Consider the following 16,302-nt stretch of genomic DNA (forward strand, 5'->3'; position numbering starts at 1 on the left):
CTCTGCGTGGGTGCGTGGGTGCGTGGGTGCGTGGGTGTCAGGGGGTCAGCAGGTCAGTAGGTGAACCGGGAGGCGCGGCCGCGCAGCTCGGCGGCCATGCGCGCGAGCTCGGCGATCGACCCGTTCATCTGCTCGACGGCCTGGGCCGTCGACGAGGCGCCGGCGGCGATGCCGGTGATGTTGCCCGCGATCTCGCTCGACCCCGTCGCCGCCTCCTGCACCCCCCGCGACATCTCGTTCGTCGTCGCCGTCTGCTCCTCCACCGCCGACGCGATCGTCAGCTGGTAGTCGTTGATCCGCCCGATGATGTCCGCGATCTCCCCGATCGCCTCCACCGCCCCCACCGTGTCCCCCTGGATCGCCTCCACCCGACGCGCGATGTCCTCCGTCGCCTTCGCCGTCTCCTGCGCCAGCTCCTTCACCTCGCTGGCCACCACCGCGAACCCCTTGCCCGCCTCACCCGCACGAGCCGCCTCGATCGTCGCGTTCAACGCCAACAAGTTCGTCTGCTCCGCGATCGACGTGATCACCTTGATCACGTCACCGATCTCCTGCGACGACGTCCCCAGCTTCTGCACCGTCTCGTTCGTCGCCGCAGCCCGCTCCGTGGCCTTGTTCGCCACCTTCGCCGCCTCGTTCGAGTTCTGCGCGATCTCCCGGATCGAAGCCCCCATCTCCTCCGCACCCGCAGCCACCGTCTGCACGTTCTGCGACACCTGCTCCGCCGCCGACGCCACCACACCCGACTGCGCCGCCGTCTCGTCCGACGACGCCGAGAACTGCGCACCCGCCGCAGACAGCTGCTCCGTCGCCGCAGCCACCGCCTCCGACGTCCCCGCCACCTCCGCGATGATCCCCCGCAAGTTCTCCTGCGCACTCGTCAACGCCGCAGCCATCTGCCCCAGCTCGTCACGGGCCTCCACCTGCGCCGGCACGGTGAGGTCGCCCGAGGCGAGCGCGCCGAGCGCGTGCTGGACCGTGCCGGCGGAGCGCCGGATGCCGTTCGCGACGCGCACGCCCACGACGACCGCGAGCAGGAGCCCGACGGCGGCGACGACGATCATGAGGAGGAAGGCCCGCGTGGCCTTCGCCGCGGCGTCGTCCGCGACGGTGTCGAGGTAGGCGTACACCGCGTCGCCGGACGCCGCCAGCGAGGCCCGGTACGACGCGATGATCTCGTCGTTGGCCGCCTGGATCTCGGGCGTCACCGCCTTGGCCTCCACGGCCGGCATGAGCGTCGCGTCGCGGTAGGCGAGCCACTCGGCCCAGCTCGCCTTGAACGCGTTCCAGTTCGGCTCGTCCACCCCGTCGGCGGCCAGCACCGCGTCGATCACGCCGATCTGCTCCTCGACGAGGGCGTCCGTGGCGGCCATCTGCTCCACGGTCTGCTCGCGGGCCTCGCCCTGGACGATGTCGTACTGGTAGGTGAGCCGCCACGCCTCCTGGGTGCCGTGGTCCACCTCCGCGTTGCTGCGCAGGAGCGAGCTCGCGACGCCCGCGACCGACGCCGTGTCGTCGGACGTCGACCGCAGGCTCTGCAGGGCGAACCCCACGACGAGGACGAGCACGACGGCGAGCACGCCGAGCGCGGTGAGGATCTTCGTGCGGACGGAGAAGTCGGCGAAGCGACGCCGGCGCGCGGCGGGCCGCGGGGTCTCGAGCGTGGACATGAGGAGCTCCTGGGGACGTGGGGACGAGAAGAGGAAGGGGGGCGAGCCGGTCGGGCTCAGGACGCCGCGGCGTCGACGTCGAGCGCGAGCAGCAGCCGGTCGGAGAGCTTGTACGCGCCGCGGATCACGGCGCGCAGCTCCTCGGGGAGCGTCTGGGGCGGCGTCTCGAACTGGTCGGCGTCGACCTCGAGCACGTCGCCGATCGTGTCAACGAGCAGGCTCACGGTCTCGTCGCCGACGAAGACGACGACCATCATCTGGTCCGCGTCGTGGGCCGTCATGCCGAGGCGACGCCGCAGGTCGACCGACAGCACGACCTGCCCGCGGAGGTTGACGAGGCCCCCGACGTCGTCGGGCGCGAGCGGAACGCGTGTCCGGGCGCGGCCCGGCAGGACCTCCTGGACGCGGTCGACGGGGATCCCGCAGAGCCGGTCGGCCAGCGTGAACGTCACGAGCTGCTGCGTGGTCATCGGGCACCTGCCAGCGACAGGTCGTTCTCGGCCGTCGCGTCGAAGGGGTCGAGGTCGTCGTAGAAGCCGGGGTCCGCCGCCTGGACGGCGCTGCGGACGTCGAGCAGCTCCGTCACGCGGTCCTTGAGCACGGTCGACCCGGTGAGCCCGTGGCCGTCGATGTCGCTGCGCCGGCGCGCGTCGTCCTCGACGATGTCGAAGATCTCCGTGACCGCCATCGCGATGCTGCGCCCCGCGCGGGTGTACACGACGATGTCGAGCTCGTCCGCGGGCGGGCCGCCCGCCGCGCCCAGGAGCTGGTCGAGCCGGACGAGCGGCAGCAGCGCGCCGCGGTACTGGAGCACCTCGCGCGAGCCGACCTGCTCGATCGTGGCGGCGCGGATGCGTTCGAGCCGCGTCACCGCGGAGAGCGGGATCGCCACGCGGCGGTCCCCCGCCCCGACGACGAGCATCTGCTCGACGGTCGTGGCGCTCTCCGTCGTGTCCTGCGCGTACGCACGGGCCATGTCCGCGGCGTCCGACGTGAGCACCTTGCGGGCGATCGCCTGGAGGTCGAGGATGAGCGCCACCCCGCCGTCGCCGAGCACGGTCGCCCCGGAGTACATGCCGATCTGCTTGAGGCGGTTCGCGAGCGCCTTGACGACGATCTCCTCCATGTTGAGGACGCGGTCGACGATCACGCCGAAGCGCTGGTCGTCGGCCTCGACGACCGCGATGACGCGGCCCTCGGACTCCGGGTCGAGCCCGAGCACCTCGGAGAGCGACAGCAGCGGGAGCAGCGTGCCCCGCAGCCGGAAGACGGGGGCGGTGCCGACGTGCTCGATCTCGCCGTGCTGGTCGCCGAGGGCGACGAGCTCGAGGAGGCTGACCTGCGGGATCGCGTAGACCGCGCCGCAGCACATCACCGTGAGGGCGGGCATGATCGCGAGCGTCAGCGGGATCCGCATGCGCCACGTCGTCCCGGTCCCGACCGTCGACTCGACGTCGACCGAGCCGCCGATGGCCTCGATGTTCGTGCGGACGACGTCCATCCCGACGCCGCGCCCGGACACGTTCGTGACCTTCGCCGCCGTCGAGAAGCCGGGCAGGAACAGCAGGTCGAGCAACTCGGACGGGGCCATCGCGGCGACGTCGCCCGCCGTCCGCAGCCCCTTGGCCACGGCGGTGCGGCCGACCTTCTCGGGGTCGATGCCCGCGCCGTCGTCCGTGATCTCCACGACGACCTGGCCGTTCGAGTGGTACGCGCGCAGCGTCACGAGCCCATGGGGCCGCTTGCCGGCGCGGAGCCGGTCCTCGGGCGCCTCGATCCCGTGGTCGACGGCGTTGCGCACCAGGTGCGTCAGCGGGTCCTTGACCGCTTCGAGCAGGGAGCGGTCGAGCTCGGTGTCGCCGCCCGTCATCTCGATCCGGACGTCGCGACCCAGCATCTTCGCGAGGTCGCGCACGACGCGCGGCATCTTGGACCACACGTGCTCGATCGGCTGCATGCGCGTCTTCATGACGCCCTCCTGCAGCTCGGACGCGATGAGGCTGAGGCGCTGCGCGGACCGCTTGGTCTCCTGGTCCTCGCCCGCGCCGGCGATCCGGTCGATCTGGTTGCGCACCAGCACGAGCTCGCCGACCTGCCGCATGAGCGTGTCCAGGAGGTCGACGTCCACCCGGATCGAGCCGTCCGCGGCGTTGCGGGTGTGCGGCTCGGGCTCGGGTGCCGGCTCGGGCGCGGGCGCCGGTCCGACGGCGGGTGCGGGCGCCGGCTCGGCAGCGAGCACCGGGACGGTCCGGGGCGTGGGAGCCGGCTCGGGTGCGGGAGCCGGCTCGGTCGCGGGGCCCGCCGCGGGCGTGGGCTCCGGCTCCGGCTCGGGAGCGGTCTCGGGGTCGGTCTCGGGCGCGGTGCCGGCCGCGGCGTCGGGCGAGGCACCGTCCGCGACGGGGGGCGCGACGTCCGGCTCCGGCGCCGCCGTGCCGTCCTGGACCGCGACGATGCGCGCGACCATCGGGTCGACGTCGAGGTCGTCCCCGGCACCGGACTCGACCTTCGCGAGGATGGCGCGCAGCGTGTCGACGAGCGCGAGCAGCACGTCCGCCGTCGGCTGGTCCATCGCCCGCTCGCCGTCGCGCAGCTCCGACAGGAGCGACTCGCCCACGTGGGACACGCGCTCGAGGTTGCCGAACCCGAGGAAGCCGCTCGTGCCCTTGATGGTGTGCACGGTGCGGAAGATGCTGCTCAGCAGCGCGCGCGACGACGGGTCGCTCTCGAGCGCCACGAGGTCCTGGTCGAGCTGGTCGAGGTTCTCGTAGGACTCGACCAGGAACTCGTGGACGATCTCGTCCATCTCGTCCACGTCCGTACCTCCCCGCCATGTCTGGCGTGTGTCTGTCTCGTCGCCGGTGTCCGGCGTGCGGCCCGGGTACCCCCGCGGGTGCCCGGGTGACCGACCCGTTCGGCACGGGCGGTCACGGCGTACTCTCGGTACGCGCTGCCGCCTCGTGGGGTGCGGGTCGTCCGGGGTCGTGTCAGGCGGTGGCCTTCTGCGCGGCGCGGTTCACGAGGCCCGCGGCCTCCGGGCGCGTCATGCCCTGCAGGACGAGCTCCTCGACCAACGAGGCGATGAGCTCGTGGACGTCGCGCGGGTTGAGTGGCGAGCCGGACCGGCGCCGGGCGAGCTCCTTGTTCAGCGGGGCGCAGCGTTCGGCGATGGTCGTGCGCGGGCGTGCCGGGACGGCGGCCATGGGGTCTCCTCTCGGTGCCTCGCGGGCGAGGCGCGTCGGTGGTCGTGAGGTCCTATGCGACGAGCGAGCGCTTCTGGCCACCCGTGCGGGCCGCGGCCACCAGGCCCGCCAGCGCGCGGCGCACGGCGAGCGGCGTCGCGCCCAGCGGGGCGCCGGGCAGCGCCGCGGCCGTCGTCAGGGCGGCGAGGTAGCGCGCCGCGTCGCGCGTCGTCTCGCCGGTCCCGCGGTCGGGGTCCCACGCGGAGCGCGCCTCGTGCTCGTGCTCGAGGAAGACGGCGGTGAGCTCGGCGACCCAGGCAGCGTCCACGCCGCAGCCCGCGACGGCCTGCTTGACGGCGACGCGGGTGCGGGAGACGGCGGGCCGGCCGGGGCGCGCGCGGTCGGCGAGCGCGTCGCGGACGAGCAGGTCCGCGATCCGCGCGCCGTACTCGTGGTCGGCGAGGGTCGAGAGCCTGTCGCGGTCGAACGCGGCCCAGAGCCGGCCGAGCAGGACCGCGCGGCGCTCGTCCGTCCGGGCGAGGAGCCCGACGACGGAGCGCAGCGCGAGGTCCTCGTCCTCCTCGACCCACCCGAGCATCCGGGCGCGCACGTCCGGGTCGAGCGGGCGGTCGAGCTCGGGCAGGTCGAACGCCTCGCGGATCGCGCCCGCGTCGATCTGCGTGCGGAGCACTCCGCGCTGCCGCGCTGCCGCGCTCACGTGCGTCTCGTAGAGCTGCTCGAGCTGCGCGGAGCGCCCCGCGTCGACCACGTCGGTCGCGGGGTCGGGGACGACCGGGAGCTCGTGCAGGAGGCCCGCGAGCCGGCCCTCGTCGTCGACCGTGCCCTCCAGCAGGTCGGTCGACACGATCTGCCCCACCCGGCGCGCGCTGCGCACGGTGCGCAGGAGCGTGCGGTGCATGAGCGTGTAGTCGCCGAGCGCCTGGCGGATGGAGCCGGCCGCGCTCGCGCCGTCGGCGAACACCTCGAGGTCGAAGAACTTGGTGCCGTTGCGTCCCGTCGAGTCACCGGTCGCGCCGTCGGCGCTCGGGAGGTCGAGGAGCTTGCGGGTGTAGAAGTCGACGGCCGCCTCGACCATGTCGTCGTGCAGGAACCGCGCGACGTCGTGCCGGTGGCAGTAGCGCAGCGTCTCGGACGGGATCATCCCGGTCCGGAAGACGGCCTCGAAGACCGCCATGCGGGCCTCGCGCTCGGGGAGCGCACCGGCGCGCACGCGCAGCGCGAGGTCGGTCGTCAGGCGGTCGAGCTCGTCGCTCGCGCGGTCGTGGGTGCGGGGGGCGGGGACGTCGGTGGCGACGGTCGAGGTGTGCATGGCGAGGGTGTGTGCGGCGCCCGCGCGAAAATCGGCCGCTCGCAGCCCCGCAGCGCTGTGATGTCCGTCACACCGTCGCCGCCTCGTGCGCGGTGGTGCGCGCAGGTTGGCGCGCGCGCCCGCCGCATAGGCGTGGAGACCACCACGACGAGAGGACCCCTGTGGAGCACAGACGCCGGACGTTCGACGCCGGACCGGGAGCGGGCCTCCTGCTCCCCTCGTCCGCGATCGAGACGGTGGCCCGCCTGCACCGCTGGCAGGCGTTCGCCGGCCTGGCCGACGGCGAGGTGCTGCTCTCGCCCCTGTCCGCGTCACCGCTCCCCCTGCCGTGGACCGTGCCCGCGGGCCGGCGGCGGTGGGCCACCGTGCGCCCCGAGGCGATGTGGCACCCGCTCCTGTGGCTGCCCGAGCGCCTGAGCACGCCGCGGGTCCTGCGCGACCCGGTGACGGGCGAGACGTGGGGCGAGACGTACGACGAGTGGGCGCTGCGCGTCGTGCTCGAGCTCACCGAGGCGGGCCCGGTGACGCTCGACGGGCAGGAGTGGGTCCTGCTGCACGACCCGGCGCACGACCGGTTCGTGCGCCCCGCCGGGCCGGAGGACCACGACCTCGTCCCGCTGTTCGACGTGACGACCGGGACGTGGCTCGACGTGCTGTCGACCGTGGGGCTCGACGTCGACGACCCGGCGGACGTCGCCCGGGTCGAGGCGTGGCTCGCCGGCGCGGCCGACGCCGCGCTCGACGCGGTGGACCTCGACCGGCACCTGCAGGCCGAGGGGCGCGACCCGGCGTGGTCGCTCGACCGGGTGCACCGGCCCCTCGCCGGGCCGGGCGAGTCCCGGACCTACGTCGAGGACCTGCGCGACGCGTCGTCGGCGCTCGTGGCGCGCGAGCTCGGCGAGCGCGCCGCCCGCCTGGGGCGCGGCCGGGCGACCGCGCGCGAGCTCGGCCGGCAGGTCGGCACGCTCGCGCGCATCGCGTCGACGCTGCTCTCCCCGCGCGAGCTCGTCGCCGAGGACCTCGGGCTCGCGCTGTCGCTCGTGACCGCGAGCGCCGAGCGGGCGACGACGAGGCGGGCCGCGCTCGACGCCGTCGCCGACCTGCGCATGGTGCTCGGCCCGGTCGCGCAGGCGGCGGCCGTCGGGCTCGACCGCGTCGCGCTGCGGTCGGAGATCGAGACGACGCAGGTGCACCGGCAGGTCGCGGCGCTCTCGGGCCGGCCGGTCGCCTGAGGCGCGCTCGCCCGGCGCCCCGTCAGGCGTCCCGCGGGGCGTGCTTCGCGAGGAACGCGTAGACCTCCGTCGCGTCGACGCCGGGGAACGCGCCGCTCGGGAGCGCGGAGAGCACGTGCTGGTGCATGCGCGCGCTGGGCCACGACGCGTCCTCCCAGCGCGCGGCCGCGTCCGCGGCCGGGCGGCGGCAGCACGACTCGTCCGGGCACGACGACTGCCGCCGCACCGTCGTGTCCCGGCCGCGGAACCACTTCGCCGAGGCGAACGGCACCCCGACGGCGATGGAGAACTGGCCGGACGTCGTCGTGCCGGTCTGCGTGGAGCACCAGAACGTGCCCGCGGGCGTGTCGGTGTACTGGTACGACTCCTGCGCGCGGTCGCGGCGCGTGAACGCCTCGCGGGCGGCCCACTTGCGGCACACCATCTGGCCCTCGATCGAGCCCGTGACGTCGGCGGGCAGGGGCAGGCCGTCGTTCTCGTAGCCCCGGAACAGCGCGCCGTCGTCGCCGACGCGCAGGAAGTGCAGCGGGATGCCGAGGTGCACGGTCGCGAGGTTCGTGAAGCGTTGCGCGGCGGCCTCGTGGGTGACGCCGAACGCGTCGCGCAGGTCCTCCACGGCGAGGTCCTTCTCGCGCTTGCGGCGCTCCAGGAAGTCGACGGCCGCGCTCTGCGGGATGAGGCAGCACGCGGCGAAGTACGTGATCTCGACGCGCTGGCGCAGGAACTCCGCGTACGAGCGCGGCCGCTCGTGCCCGAGCACGCGGTGCGCGATGGCCTGGAGCGCGAGCGAGCGCAGCCCGTGGCCGCCGGGGATCGACGCGGGCGGCAGGTAGATGCGCCCGTTCTCCAGGTCGGTGACGGTGCGCGTCGAGTGCGGCAGGTCGTCGACGTGCCAGATGGTGAAGCCGAGCTGCTCGGCCATGCGCGCGACGGTGCGGTGGGTGAGCGCGCCGACCGTGTAGCCGGCCTTGCGCGTCATCTCCTCGGCGAGCGCCTCGATCTCCGGGTAGTAGTTGTCGCGCGCCTGGCGCTCGAGGCGCAGCTCGGTGTTGGCGCGGCGCGCCTCCTCGGGGGTCGCGACGGCCTCGGTCGCGCGGCGCTGGAGCTCGGCGTGCAGGCCCACGAGGTTCTCGAGCACCGGCAGGGGCAGCTTCTGGCTCGCCTTCACGGCGGGCAGCCCGAGGCCCGCGAACAGGGGGCCGCGCTGGGCGCGGTCGAGCGCGATCTCCAGCGCGGCGCGGCGCGACGGCGGCTCGTCCGTGAGCAGGTCCGTGACCGGCACGTCGAGCGCCTGGGCGAGCTGCTGGAGGAGCGACAGCCGCGGCTCGCGGCGCCCGTTCTCGATCATCGACAGCAGGCTGGGCGCGGTGCCCACGGCCTCGCCGAGCGCATCGAGGGTGAGGCCGCGCGCCGTGCGGAAGTGCCGCACGCGCCGGCCGAGCGTGATGAGGTCCGCCTGGGCCGCGGGCTGAGCCTCGGGACGGTCCCCGGGGCGGCTGGACGACGTCGTGCTGGCCATGTCTTGACAGTACGTCAAGATCGACCGATCTTCACAGCACTCTGAGGCGAAATCCACGCCGGTTCGGCGTGAGGCTGGAGATACAGCACCGCCCACCCGCCGAGCGAGGAGAACCCATGACCACCGCCGCAGGCCCCCGCCAGACCCGCCGTACCCGCCAGGCCGCGCTGCTCGACGACGTCGAGACCGACCTCGCCGGGCTGTCGACGGACCGGTCGCCGGGGCAGCGAGGCGGCTCGGCCGACCCTCGTCCGCGCGACGCGCGCGCCTGGGTGCGGGAGATCGCGACCCTCACCGAGCCGGACGCGATCGTCTGGTGCGACGGCTCCGCGGCGGAGAAGCAGCGCCTGACCGACCTCCTCGTCGACGCCGGGACGCTCCTGCCCCTCGACCCGGAGCTGCGCCCCGGGAGCTACCTCGCGCGCTCCGACCCGAGCGACGTCGCGCGCGTCGAGTCGCGCACGTTCATCTGCTCGCGCGAGGAGGTCGACGCCGGCCCGACCAACAACTGGCGCGAGCCGGACGCCATGCGCGCCGAGCTCCGCGGCGTGTTCGAGGGCTCGATGCGCGGCCGCACGATGTACGTCGTGCCGTTCTCGATGGGCCCGGTGGGCGGCCCCATCTCCCAGGTCGGCATCCAGGTCACCGACTCGCCGTACGTCGTCGTCAGCATGGGGATCATGACGCGCGTCGGGACGGCCGTCATGGACCTCATCGACGCCGGTGCCGCGTTCGTGCCCGCCGTGCACTCGGTGGGCGCGCCCCTCGTCGACGACACCGGGGCGGTCTCCGAGGACGTGCCGTGGCCGTGCAACGACACGAAGTACATCGTCCACTTCCCGGAGACGCGCGAGATCTGGTCGTACGGCTCCGGGTACGGCGGCAACGCCCTCCTCGGCAAGAAGTGCTTCGCGCTGCGCATCGCGTCCGCGATGGCGCGCGACGAGGGCTGGCTCGCCGAGCACATGCTGCTCATCCGCGCGACGTCGCCCGAGGGCCGGGCCTACCACCTCGCCGCGGCCTTCCCGTCCGCGTGCGGCAAGACCAACCTCGCGATGCTGCGACCAACGATCCCCGGCTGGACCGTCGAGACCATCGGCGACGACATCGCGTGGCTGCGCCCCGGCCCCGACGGCCGCCTGCGCGCGATCAACCCCGAGGCCGGCTTCTTCGGCGTCGCGCCCGGCACCGGCGTCGAGACCAACCCCGCGGCCGTCGAGACGTTCGCGCGCGACACGATCTTCACGAACGTCGCGCTCACCGACGACGGCGACGTCTGGTGGGAGGGCCTGACCCCCGAGCCGCCCGCGCACCTGATCGACTGGACCGGCCAGGACTGGACGCCCGACGCCGGCCGCCCCGCCGCGCACCCGAACTCGCGGTTCACCGTCTCCGCGGCGCAGTGCCCGACGATCGCCGACTCCTGGGAAGACCCCGACGGCGTCCCGATCGACGCGATCGTCTTCGGCGGACGCCGCGCGACCAACGTCCCGCTCGTCGCGCAGGCGTACGGCTGGGAGCACGGCGTCTTCATGGGCGCCACCATCTCCTCCGAGCAGACCGCCGCCGCCGAGGGCACCGTCGGCGCGCTGCGCCGCGACCCGTTCGCGATGCTGCCCTTCTGCGGCTACAACATGGCCGACCACTGGGCGCACTGGCTCCGCGTCGGCGCTTCCCTCGACCCCGAGAAGCGCCCCAAGATCTTCCAGGTCAACTGGTTCCGCAAGGACGCCGACGGCCGGTTCCTCTGGCCCGGGTTCGGCGAGAACGCGCGCGTCGTCGCGTGGATCGCGGCACAGGTCGACCGCTCGCGCGGCGTCCGCACCGACAGCGGCGCCGTGAAGAGCCCCGTCGGCCTGCTGCCCGCGCCCGGCGCGCTCGAGCTCGGCGGCCTCGACCTGGACGACGCCGACCTCGACGCCCTGTTCGACGTCTCGCCCGAGCAGTGGCTCGCCGAGGCCGAGCTGACCGCCGAGTTCTTCGACACCTTCGGCAACCGCGTGCCCGACGAGCTCTGGGCACAGCTCGCGCGCCTGCGGGACCGCCTCGGGGCCTGACGCCGCACCCGAGCGGAGCACTCCCCTCGCGCGCCGGTGCTCGGTGCGACGCACCGAGCACCGGCGCCGGCATCAGCTCTCCGTGAGCGAATGCGCCGAGACCACCACCTCGACCGAGGAGACCTGCTCGGCGAAGACCCGGACTCCGTGCTCCTCGACGATCCAGACGCCGTCCTCCTGCGAAGAGCGGCCCCACCCCGCCGCGCCCAGCGCGTCCGACACCGCGTCCCCTGCACCGGCCGGGACCTCGTACCGCATGCGGACCATGGTCGGGTCGGAGTCCCCGCAGGCGTCGTGCGCCTCGACGAGAGCGAGCGGCGCGCCGGACGACTCGACGGCACCCGCCGCGATCTCGAGGATCGCAGCGTTCCGCTCCTCACAGCTCTGGAACAAGCCGCACCCCGAGACACCCAGGGTGACCGCGACAGCAAGCGCCGCCACCCCCAGCCGAGTCGCCTTCACGCGAGTCCTCCCTTCCTGTGCACGCTGCATGCTGCATCGATCAGAGGGCGAACGAGACCCGCAACCCGGTCCTCGGTGAGCAGCCTGTGCGGCCACGCGGGCCCGGTCGAGGAGGCAGGGCCTCTGGCCTGCACCATCTAGATCCGCCTCCCTACAGCAATGATGACGACAATAGAGGCAACTACCGGAATGCCGAGCCACGGGGAGAGCGCGAGCAGGCGGTCGATGAAGACGAATCCAACAACTCCAGGAATCGCGCAAGCAATCAGAAACACCCATCGCATCGCACGATAGGAAGCATGCTGCTCGCGAGGCTCACCAACCACAGGTCTTCCCCGTTCACCACGAGACAGAATTGCTGACGGCAGCGCCCCTGCGCCATCTTGATCCACGGGCCCCAGCGGCCTGAGACTCGGAACTGCGCGTGTCGTCCCGCCGCGGGACGGGCGCACATGTCGACCGCCGGACCTGTTCGTTCTCAGCACACCTTTCCCCTGCCTTCTTCACCGAGAAGATGCGTCGAGCGCGCGCTCAACCTGCTGCCTCGCTGACGGCTCCAGAGATCGCGCCAGTGAATGCGGCCTTCGCGTACCTCTCTCGGACCACCCAGCAGAGAGTTGTCGGGATAGTAGGCGACCGACAGTGCAGCGCTCGCGGCCGCACCGGCAATCACGGTACGGCTGACACCCGCCGGCGGCCCGCCGCGCGAGGGACGTCCTGCGTCAGTACGCGGTGCCCATGAGCTCGCGTACCTCGGCGAGGGTGCGGTCCGCGGTCGCGTTGGCGCGGGCGTTGCCCTCGCGCAGCACGTCGAGCGGGTCGGGCCCGTCCCCCGCGGCGAGGGCACGACGGCGCGCCCGCAGGGGACGCAGGTGCTCGACGAGCGCCTCGGTCACCACCTGCTTGAGCCGGCCCGCCCCGGCGGCACCGACCTCGTCGGCGAGCGCCTCGGGCGTCGTCCCGGCGGCGAACGCGCCCAGCGTGAGGAGGTTCGCGACCTCGGGCCGGCGCTCGGGCTCGTACGTGACGTGCCGCTCGGAGTCGGTGCGGTGGCGGCGGACGAAGCGCGCGGTGGCGTCCTCGTCGTCGCGCAGCTCGAGCGCGTTGCCCGCGGACTTGCTCATCTTGCGCCCGTCGGTGCCGAGCACGGTGGGCGCGGGGGCGAGCAGGACGTCGGGCTCGGGGAAGTAGGGCTGCGCGGCGGCGTAGCGCTGGTTGAAGCGTCGCGCGACGGTGCGCGTGAGCTCGACGTGCGGGAGCTGGTCCTGCCCGCCGGGCACGAGGTTGCCGTGGCAGAACAGGATGTCGGCCGCCTGGTGCACCGGGTAGGTGAACAGCAGGCCGCTCATGGGGCGGCCCTGCCGTGCGGCGGCCGCGACGGCCTCGGCCTTGACGGTCGGGTTCCGCTCCATCTCGGCGGTCGTGACGAGGCTGAGGAACGGCAGCAGGAGCTGGTTGAGCGCCGGGACCGCGGAGTGGGCGAACACCGTCGTGCGGGCGGGGTCGATCCCGGCCGCGAGGTAGTCGAGGACGACCTCGCGCACGGTGGCGCGCAGGTCCCCGGCGTCGTCGCGGTCGGTGATGACCTGGTAGTCGGCGACGACGAGCACGACCTCGACGCCGTCGTCCTGCAGCCGGACGCGGTTCGCGAGGGTGCCGAGGTAGTGCCCGAGGTGCAGCGCGCCCGTCGGGCGGTCGCCGGTGAGGACGCGGAAGCCGGACGGGTCGGTCGCGAGCCGGGCCTCGATCTGCGCGGACCGCTCGCGGGCCGCCGCGACGGACGCGGTCGACGCTGCGGACGAGAGGGCCGACGGCGCGGGGTCGAGAATCGTGGTCATGGTGCTCTCCTTCGGTGGGGAGCCACGCACCACGCCCGGTCGAGGACCGGACCGGCCCGGACATGACGACGTCCCGGCTGCGGCGCGCAGCTCGGGACGTGGGCAGGACTGGTCACGGCTGCGGGGGCAGCCACCACCAGCTCTGCGTGATCATGCGTCCACCCTACGCCCGCCGCGCGGGGCGACGGCCCTCGGCGAGAATGGTCGGATGCCTGAGATCTCCGTCGAGAACGTCACCGGTCCCGTCGCCTACCACGCGGAGGGTCCGGTGTGGTGGCCGGGCTGGGGCGGCCTGCGGTACGTGGACATGCTCGCGGGCGACCTCCTGACGCTGCGGCCCGACGGCGGCGTCGACCGCCTCCACGTGGGCGACCACGCGGCCGTGGTGCGGCCGCGGACCGGGGGCGGGTTCGTCGTCGGGCTCGCGCGGTCGGTCGCGGTGGCGGACAGCGACGGCGCGCCGGTGCGCGCGCTCGCGTCGCTCGTCGACGACCCCACGGTCCGCCTCAACGAGGGGGCGGCAGCGCCCGACGGCGCGTTCTACGTGGGCGGCCAGGCCGAGGGCGAGCGGCCGAGCGCGCTGTACCGGGTGGAGGCCGACGGGTCGTCGCGTGTCGTGCTCGACGGCGTCGAGGTGTCGAACGGGCTCGGGTTCTCGCCGGACGGGTCGCGGGCCTACTACGTCGACTCCGCGACGCGGCGGATCGACGTGCTCGACGTCGTGCCCGCCGCGGAGGACTCGCGCGGTCTCGTGCGGCGTCGCGCGTTCGTGGAGGTCGACCCCGACGACGGCATGCCGGACGGCCTCACGGTCGACGCCGAGGGTGGCGTCTGGGTGGCACTGTGGGGCGGCGGGGCCGTCCGGCGCTACTCCCCCGACGGCACGCTCGACGCCGTCGTCCCGCTCCCGGTGTCGCAGGTGAGCGCGTGCACGTTCGGCGGCGACGACCTCGACCGGCTGTTCGTCACGACGTCGCGCCAGGGGCTGGACGACCCCGAGGCGGACGAGGCCGCGTCGGGCTCGCTGTTCGTGGCGGACCCGGGGGTCCGGGGGCTCCCGGCACTGCCGTTCGCGGGCTGAGCGGCCCCGCAGGTCGTCAGCGGACGGCGTCGCGCACGCGCTGCTCGGCGCGCCCCAGGCCGTCGATCTCGAGCGCGACGACGTCGCCCGCCCGCAGGTAGGGGAAGCGCCCGGACAGGGCGACGCCCTGCGGGGTGCCGGTGTTGATGAGGTCGCCGGGCTCGAGGACCATGTACTGCGACAGGTGGTGCACGAGGTACGCGACGTCGAAGATCATGTCGGCCGTCGTCGAGTCCTGGCGGGGCTCGCCGTTGACCCAGGACCGGAGCCCGAGGTTCTGGACGTCCACCTCGTCGGCGGGGACGAGCCACGGGCCGAGCGGGTTGAACGTCTCGCAGCTCTTGCCCTTCGACCACTGCCCGCCGGAGACCTTCATCTGGTAGTCGCGCTCGGAGACGTCGTGGGACAGGACGTAGCCCGCGACGTGCTCGAGCGCCTCCTCCGGGGACGACAGGTAGCGCGCCCGGCGGCCGATCACGACGCCGAGCTCGACCTCCCAGTCGACCGTCGTCGCCCCGGGCGGCACGAGCACGTCGTCGTGCGGGCCGACGACCGTGTTCGAGTGCTTCCAGAAGACGATCGGGACGTCGGGCGGCGTCGAGCCGGACTCGGCGGCGTGCTCCGCGTAGTTCATCCCGATGCAGACGACGGCCGTCGGCCGGGCGACGGGCGCACCGACGCGCAGCTCGTCCGCGCCGTCGAGCACGGGCAGCGCGCCCGCGGCGAGCGCCGCGCGGACCCGGCCGACGCCGTCGGCCGCGAGGAACGCGCCGTCGATGTCGCGGGTGAGCGGGTCGAGGGAGTACACGACCCCGTCCTCGCGGACGGCGGGACGCTCCTGGCCGAGGGGGCCGAGTCGGACGAGCTGCACGGGTGGGTCTCCTAGGTCGGGGCGGGTGGCGCGGTTGCTCAGGCGAGGGCGCGCGCGTGGTCCGGGTTGACGATCGACGGCACGGGGCGGCCCGCGAGGAAGTCGACGGCGTTGCGCGCGGTGTGCACGGGGAGGTCCTGCATGGCCTCGGGCGAGAACCACGCGGCGTGCGGGGTGAGCAGCACGTTGTCCAGGGTGCGCAGGCGCGAGTCGGCGGGCAGCGGCTCGGTCGCGTAGACGTCGAGCGCGGCCGAGCCCACGTGGCCGGACGCGAGCGCGTCGGCGAGCGCGTCCTCGTCGATGAGCGGCCCGCGGCACGTGTTGACGACCCGCACGCCCGGCTTCGCGGCGGCGAGCGTGCGGGCGTCGAGCAGGTGGCGCGTCGACTCGGTGAGCGGCGCGTGCAGCGTGATGACGTCGGCGCGCGCGACGGCCTCGTCGATCCCCACGGCCTCGTGCCCGTCGGAAGCCACGGCCTGCGGGTCGACGAACGGGTCGTGCACGAGCACGCGGTAGCCGAGCGCGCGGGCGGAGCGCGCGACCTCGGAGCCGATCCGCCCGTACCCGATGACGGCGACGACGGTGCTGGACAGGCGCGCGGCGTGCTGCGCCGTCGGGGCCCACGTGCCGGCGCGCAGCGCGCGGTCGTAGGCGACGAGACCGCGGTCGAGGGTGAGGATCATCGCGACCGTGTGGCTCGCGACCTCCTCGATGCAGTAGGTCGGGGTGTTCGCGACGGCGACGCCGCGCTCGGTGGCGGCCGCGACGTCGACCATGTCGTAGCCGATGCCCATGCGCGAGACCATGCGCACCCCGCCCGGCCCGGCGACGGCGTCGAGCACGCGGGCCGTGATGGGGGCCCACTGCACGACGAGCGCAGAGGGCGCGGACCCGCTCGCGGCGGCCTCCTCGACGGCGGCGATCACCTCGTCCTCGGTGCGCGCGGCGGCGCGCAGGGCCCGCAGCCCGGCGGCGGTCAGGGTGTCCTCGCACGCGGTCCCGGGCAGGTCGCAGTCGGTGATGACGACGGTGTCGGCTGTCATGCGAGGAATGCTATAGCAAA

Annotated in this window: 13 protein-coding genes; 3 read left to right on the plus strand and 10 right to left on the minus strand. The window is 73.9% G+C overall.

Annotation, left to right across the window (positions count from 1 at the left end):
* Window positions 1-53 precede the first annotated feature (53 nt).
* The 5 genes from B8281_RS18665 to B8281_RS18685 form a co-directional block, all read right to left on the minus strand.
* Window positions 54-1,670 (minus strand): methyl-accepting chemotaxis protein, encoded by a 1,617-nt coding sequence (locus tag B8281_RS18665; RefSeq protein WP_085388485.1) that lies wholly within the window; start codon window positions 1,668-1,670, stop codon window positions 54-56.
* A 56-nt stretch (window positions 1,671-1,726) separates the two neighbouring features.
* A complete protein-coding gene (locus tag B8281_RS18670) occupies window positions 1,727-2,140 on the minus strand; it encodes a chemotaxis protein CheW (protein ID WP_061266653.1) in 414 nt (137 codons plus the stop codon).
* A complete protein-coding gene (locus tag B8281_RS18675; protein WP_198163249.1) occupies window positions 2,137-4,473 on the minus strand; it encodes a chemotaxis protein CheW in 2,337 nt (778 codons plus the stop codon). Before B8281_RS18675 ends, B8281_RS18670 begins: the two co-directional genes overlap by 4 nt.
* A gap of 181 nt (window positions 4,474-4,654) precedes the next feature.
* Window positions 4,655-4,870, minus strand: coding sequence for a hypothetical protein (locus tag B8281_RS18680; RefSeq protein ID WP_043653789.1), 216 nt, complete (start codon window positions 4,868-4,870; stop codon window positions 4,655-4,657).
* 52 nt (window positions 4,871-4,922) lie between these two features.
* Window positions 4,923-6,179 (minus strand): hypothetical protein, encoded by a 1,257-nt coding sequence (locus B8281_RS18685; RefSeq protein WP_085388487.1) that lies wholly within the window; start codon window positions 6,177-6,179, stop codon window positions 4,923-4,925.
* A gap of 161 nt (window positions 6,180-6,340) precedes the next feature.
* On the opposite strand from B8281_RS18685, the gene B8281_RS18690 reads away from it, so the two are divergent.
* The gene (locus tag B8281_RS18690) at window positions 6,341-7,411 is read left to right on the plus strand and encodes a hypothetical protein (protein WP_043653783.1); all 1,071 of its coding nucleotides are present in this window, start codon (window positions 6,341-6,343) and stop codon (window positions 7,409-7,411) included.
* A 22-nt stretch (window positions 7,412-7,433) separates the two neighbouring features.
* Here the strand turns inward: B8281_RS18690 and B8281_RS18695 are convergent, their stop codons facing one another.
* Window positions 7,434-8,930, minus strand: coding sequence for an XRE family transcriptional regulator (locus B8281_RS18695; RefSeq protein WP_085388488.1), 1,497 nt, complete (start codon window positions 8,928-8,930; stop codon window positions 7,434-7,436).
* Between the two features lie 116 nt (window positions 8,931-9,046).
* Here B8281_RS18695 and B8281_RS18700 point away from each other — a divergent pair, with 116 nt between their 5' ends.
* The gene (locus B8281_RS18700; RefSeq protein ID WP_085388489.1) at window positions 9,047-10,987 is read left to right on the plus strand and encodes a phosphoenolpyruvate carboxykinase (GTP); all 1,941 of its coding nucleotides are present in this window, start codon (window positions 9,047-9,049) and stop codon (window positions 10,985-10,987) included.
* Window positions 10,988-11,059: 72 nt separating this feature from the next.
* Here the strand turns inward: B8281_RS18700 and B8281_RS18705 are convergent, their stop codons facing one another.
* Entirely contained in the window at window positions 11,060-11,479 is a 420-nt protein-coding gene (locus tag B8281_RS18705; protein WP_157446677.1) for a hypothetical protein, read from the minus strand.
* Between the two features lie 692 nt (window positions 11,480-12,171).
* The gene (gene trpS / locus B8281_RS18710; RefSeq protein ID WP_085388491.1) at window positions 12,172-13,287 is read right to left on the minus strand and encodes a tryptophan--tRNA ligase; all 1,116 of its coding nucleotides are present in this window, start codon (window positions 13,285-13,287) and stop codon (window positions 12,172-12,174) included.
* Between the two features lie 208 nt (window positions 13,288-13,495).
* Between trpS and B8281_RS18715 the strand changes: the two genes are divergently transcribed.
* Window positions 13,496-14,368 (plus strand): SMP-30/gluconolactonase/LRE family protein, encoded by an 873-nt coding sequence (locus tag B8281_RS18715; protein WP_369824916.1) that lies wholly within the window; start codon window positions 13,496-13,498, stop codon window positions 14,366-14,368.
* A 16-nt stretch (window positions 14,369-14,384) separates the two neighbouring features.
* On the opposite strand, the gene B8281_RS18720 is transcribed toward B8281_RS18715, so the two are convergent.
* Window positions 14,385-15,239, minus strand: a complete 855-nt coding sequence (locus B8281_RS18720) for a fumarylacetoacetate hydrolase family protein (RefSeq protein WP_085388492.1) — start codon at window positions 15,237-15,239, stop codon at window positions 14,385-14,387.
* Between the two features lie 38 nt (window positions 15,240-15,277).
* Window positions 15,278-16,282 carry a C-terminal binding protein gene (locus tag B8281_RS18725; RefSeq protein ID WP_034656409.1) on the minus strand — a complete coding sequence of 335 codons (1,005 nt, stop codon included), beginning with the start codon at window positions 16,280-16,282 and terminating at the stop codon, window positions 15,278-15,280.
* Between the last annotated feature and the right edge of the window lie 20 nt (window positions 16,283-16,302).

The organism is Cellulosimicrobium sp. TH-20 (assembly GCF_002105775.1).
GTDB classification, from domain to species: Bacteria; Actinomycetota; Actinomycetes; order Actinomycetales; family Cellulomonadaceae; genus Cellulosimicrobium; species Cellulosimicrobium funkei.

Excerpts from the sequence above, each read along its gene's own strand:
- B8281_RS18670 (WP_061266653.1), bottom strand. The coding sequence starts at position 2,140 with ATGACCACGCAGCAGCTCGTGACGTTCACGCTGGCCGACCGGCTCTGC.
- B8281_RS18700 (WP_085388489.1), top strand. The coding sequence starts at position 9,047 with ATGACCACCGCCGCAGGCCCCCGCCAGACCCGCCGTACCCGCCAGGCC.
- B8281_RS18680 (WP_043653789.1), bottom strand. The coding sequence starts at position 4,870 with ATGGCCGCCGTCCCGGCACGCCCGCGCACGACCATCGCCGAACGCTGC.
- B8281_RS18715 (WP_369824916.1), top strand. The coding sequence starts at position 13,496 with ATGCCTGAGATCTCCGTCGAGAACGTCACCGGTCCCGTCGCCTACCAC.
- B8281_RS18695 (WP_085388488.1), bottom strand. The coding sequence starts at position 8,930 with ATGGCCAGCACGACGTCGTCCAGCCGCCCCGGGGACCGTCCCGAGGCT.
- B8281_RS18665 (WP_085388485.1), bottom strand. The coding sequence starts at position 1,670 with ATGTCCACGCTCGAGACCCCGCGGCCCGCCGCGCGCCGGCGTCGCTTC.
- trpS (WP_085388491.1), bottom strand. The coding sequence starts at position 13,287 with ATGACCACGATTCTCGACCCCGCGCCGTCGGCCCTCTCGTCCGCAGCG.
- B8281_RS18725 (WP_034656409.1), bottom strand. The coding sequence starts at position 16,282 with ATGACAGCCGACACCGTCGTCATCACCGACTGCGACCTGCCCGGGACC.
- B8281_RS18705 (WP_157446677.1), bottom strand. The coding sequence starts at position 11,479 with ATGCAGCGTGCACAGGAAGGGAGGACTCGCGTGAAGGCGACTCGGCTG.
- B8281_RS18685 (WP_085388487.1), bottom strand. The coding sequence starts at position 6,179 with ATGCACACCTCGACCGTCGCCACCGACGTCCCCGCCCCCCGCACCCAC.
- B8281_RS18675 (WP_198163249.1), bottom strand. The coding sequence starts at position 4,473 with ATGGACGAGATCGTCCACGAGTTCCTGGTCGAGTCCTACGAGAACCTC.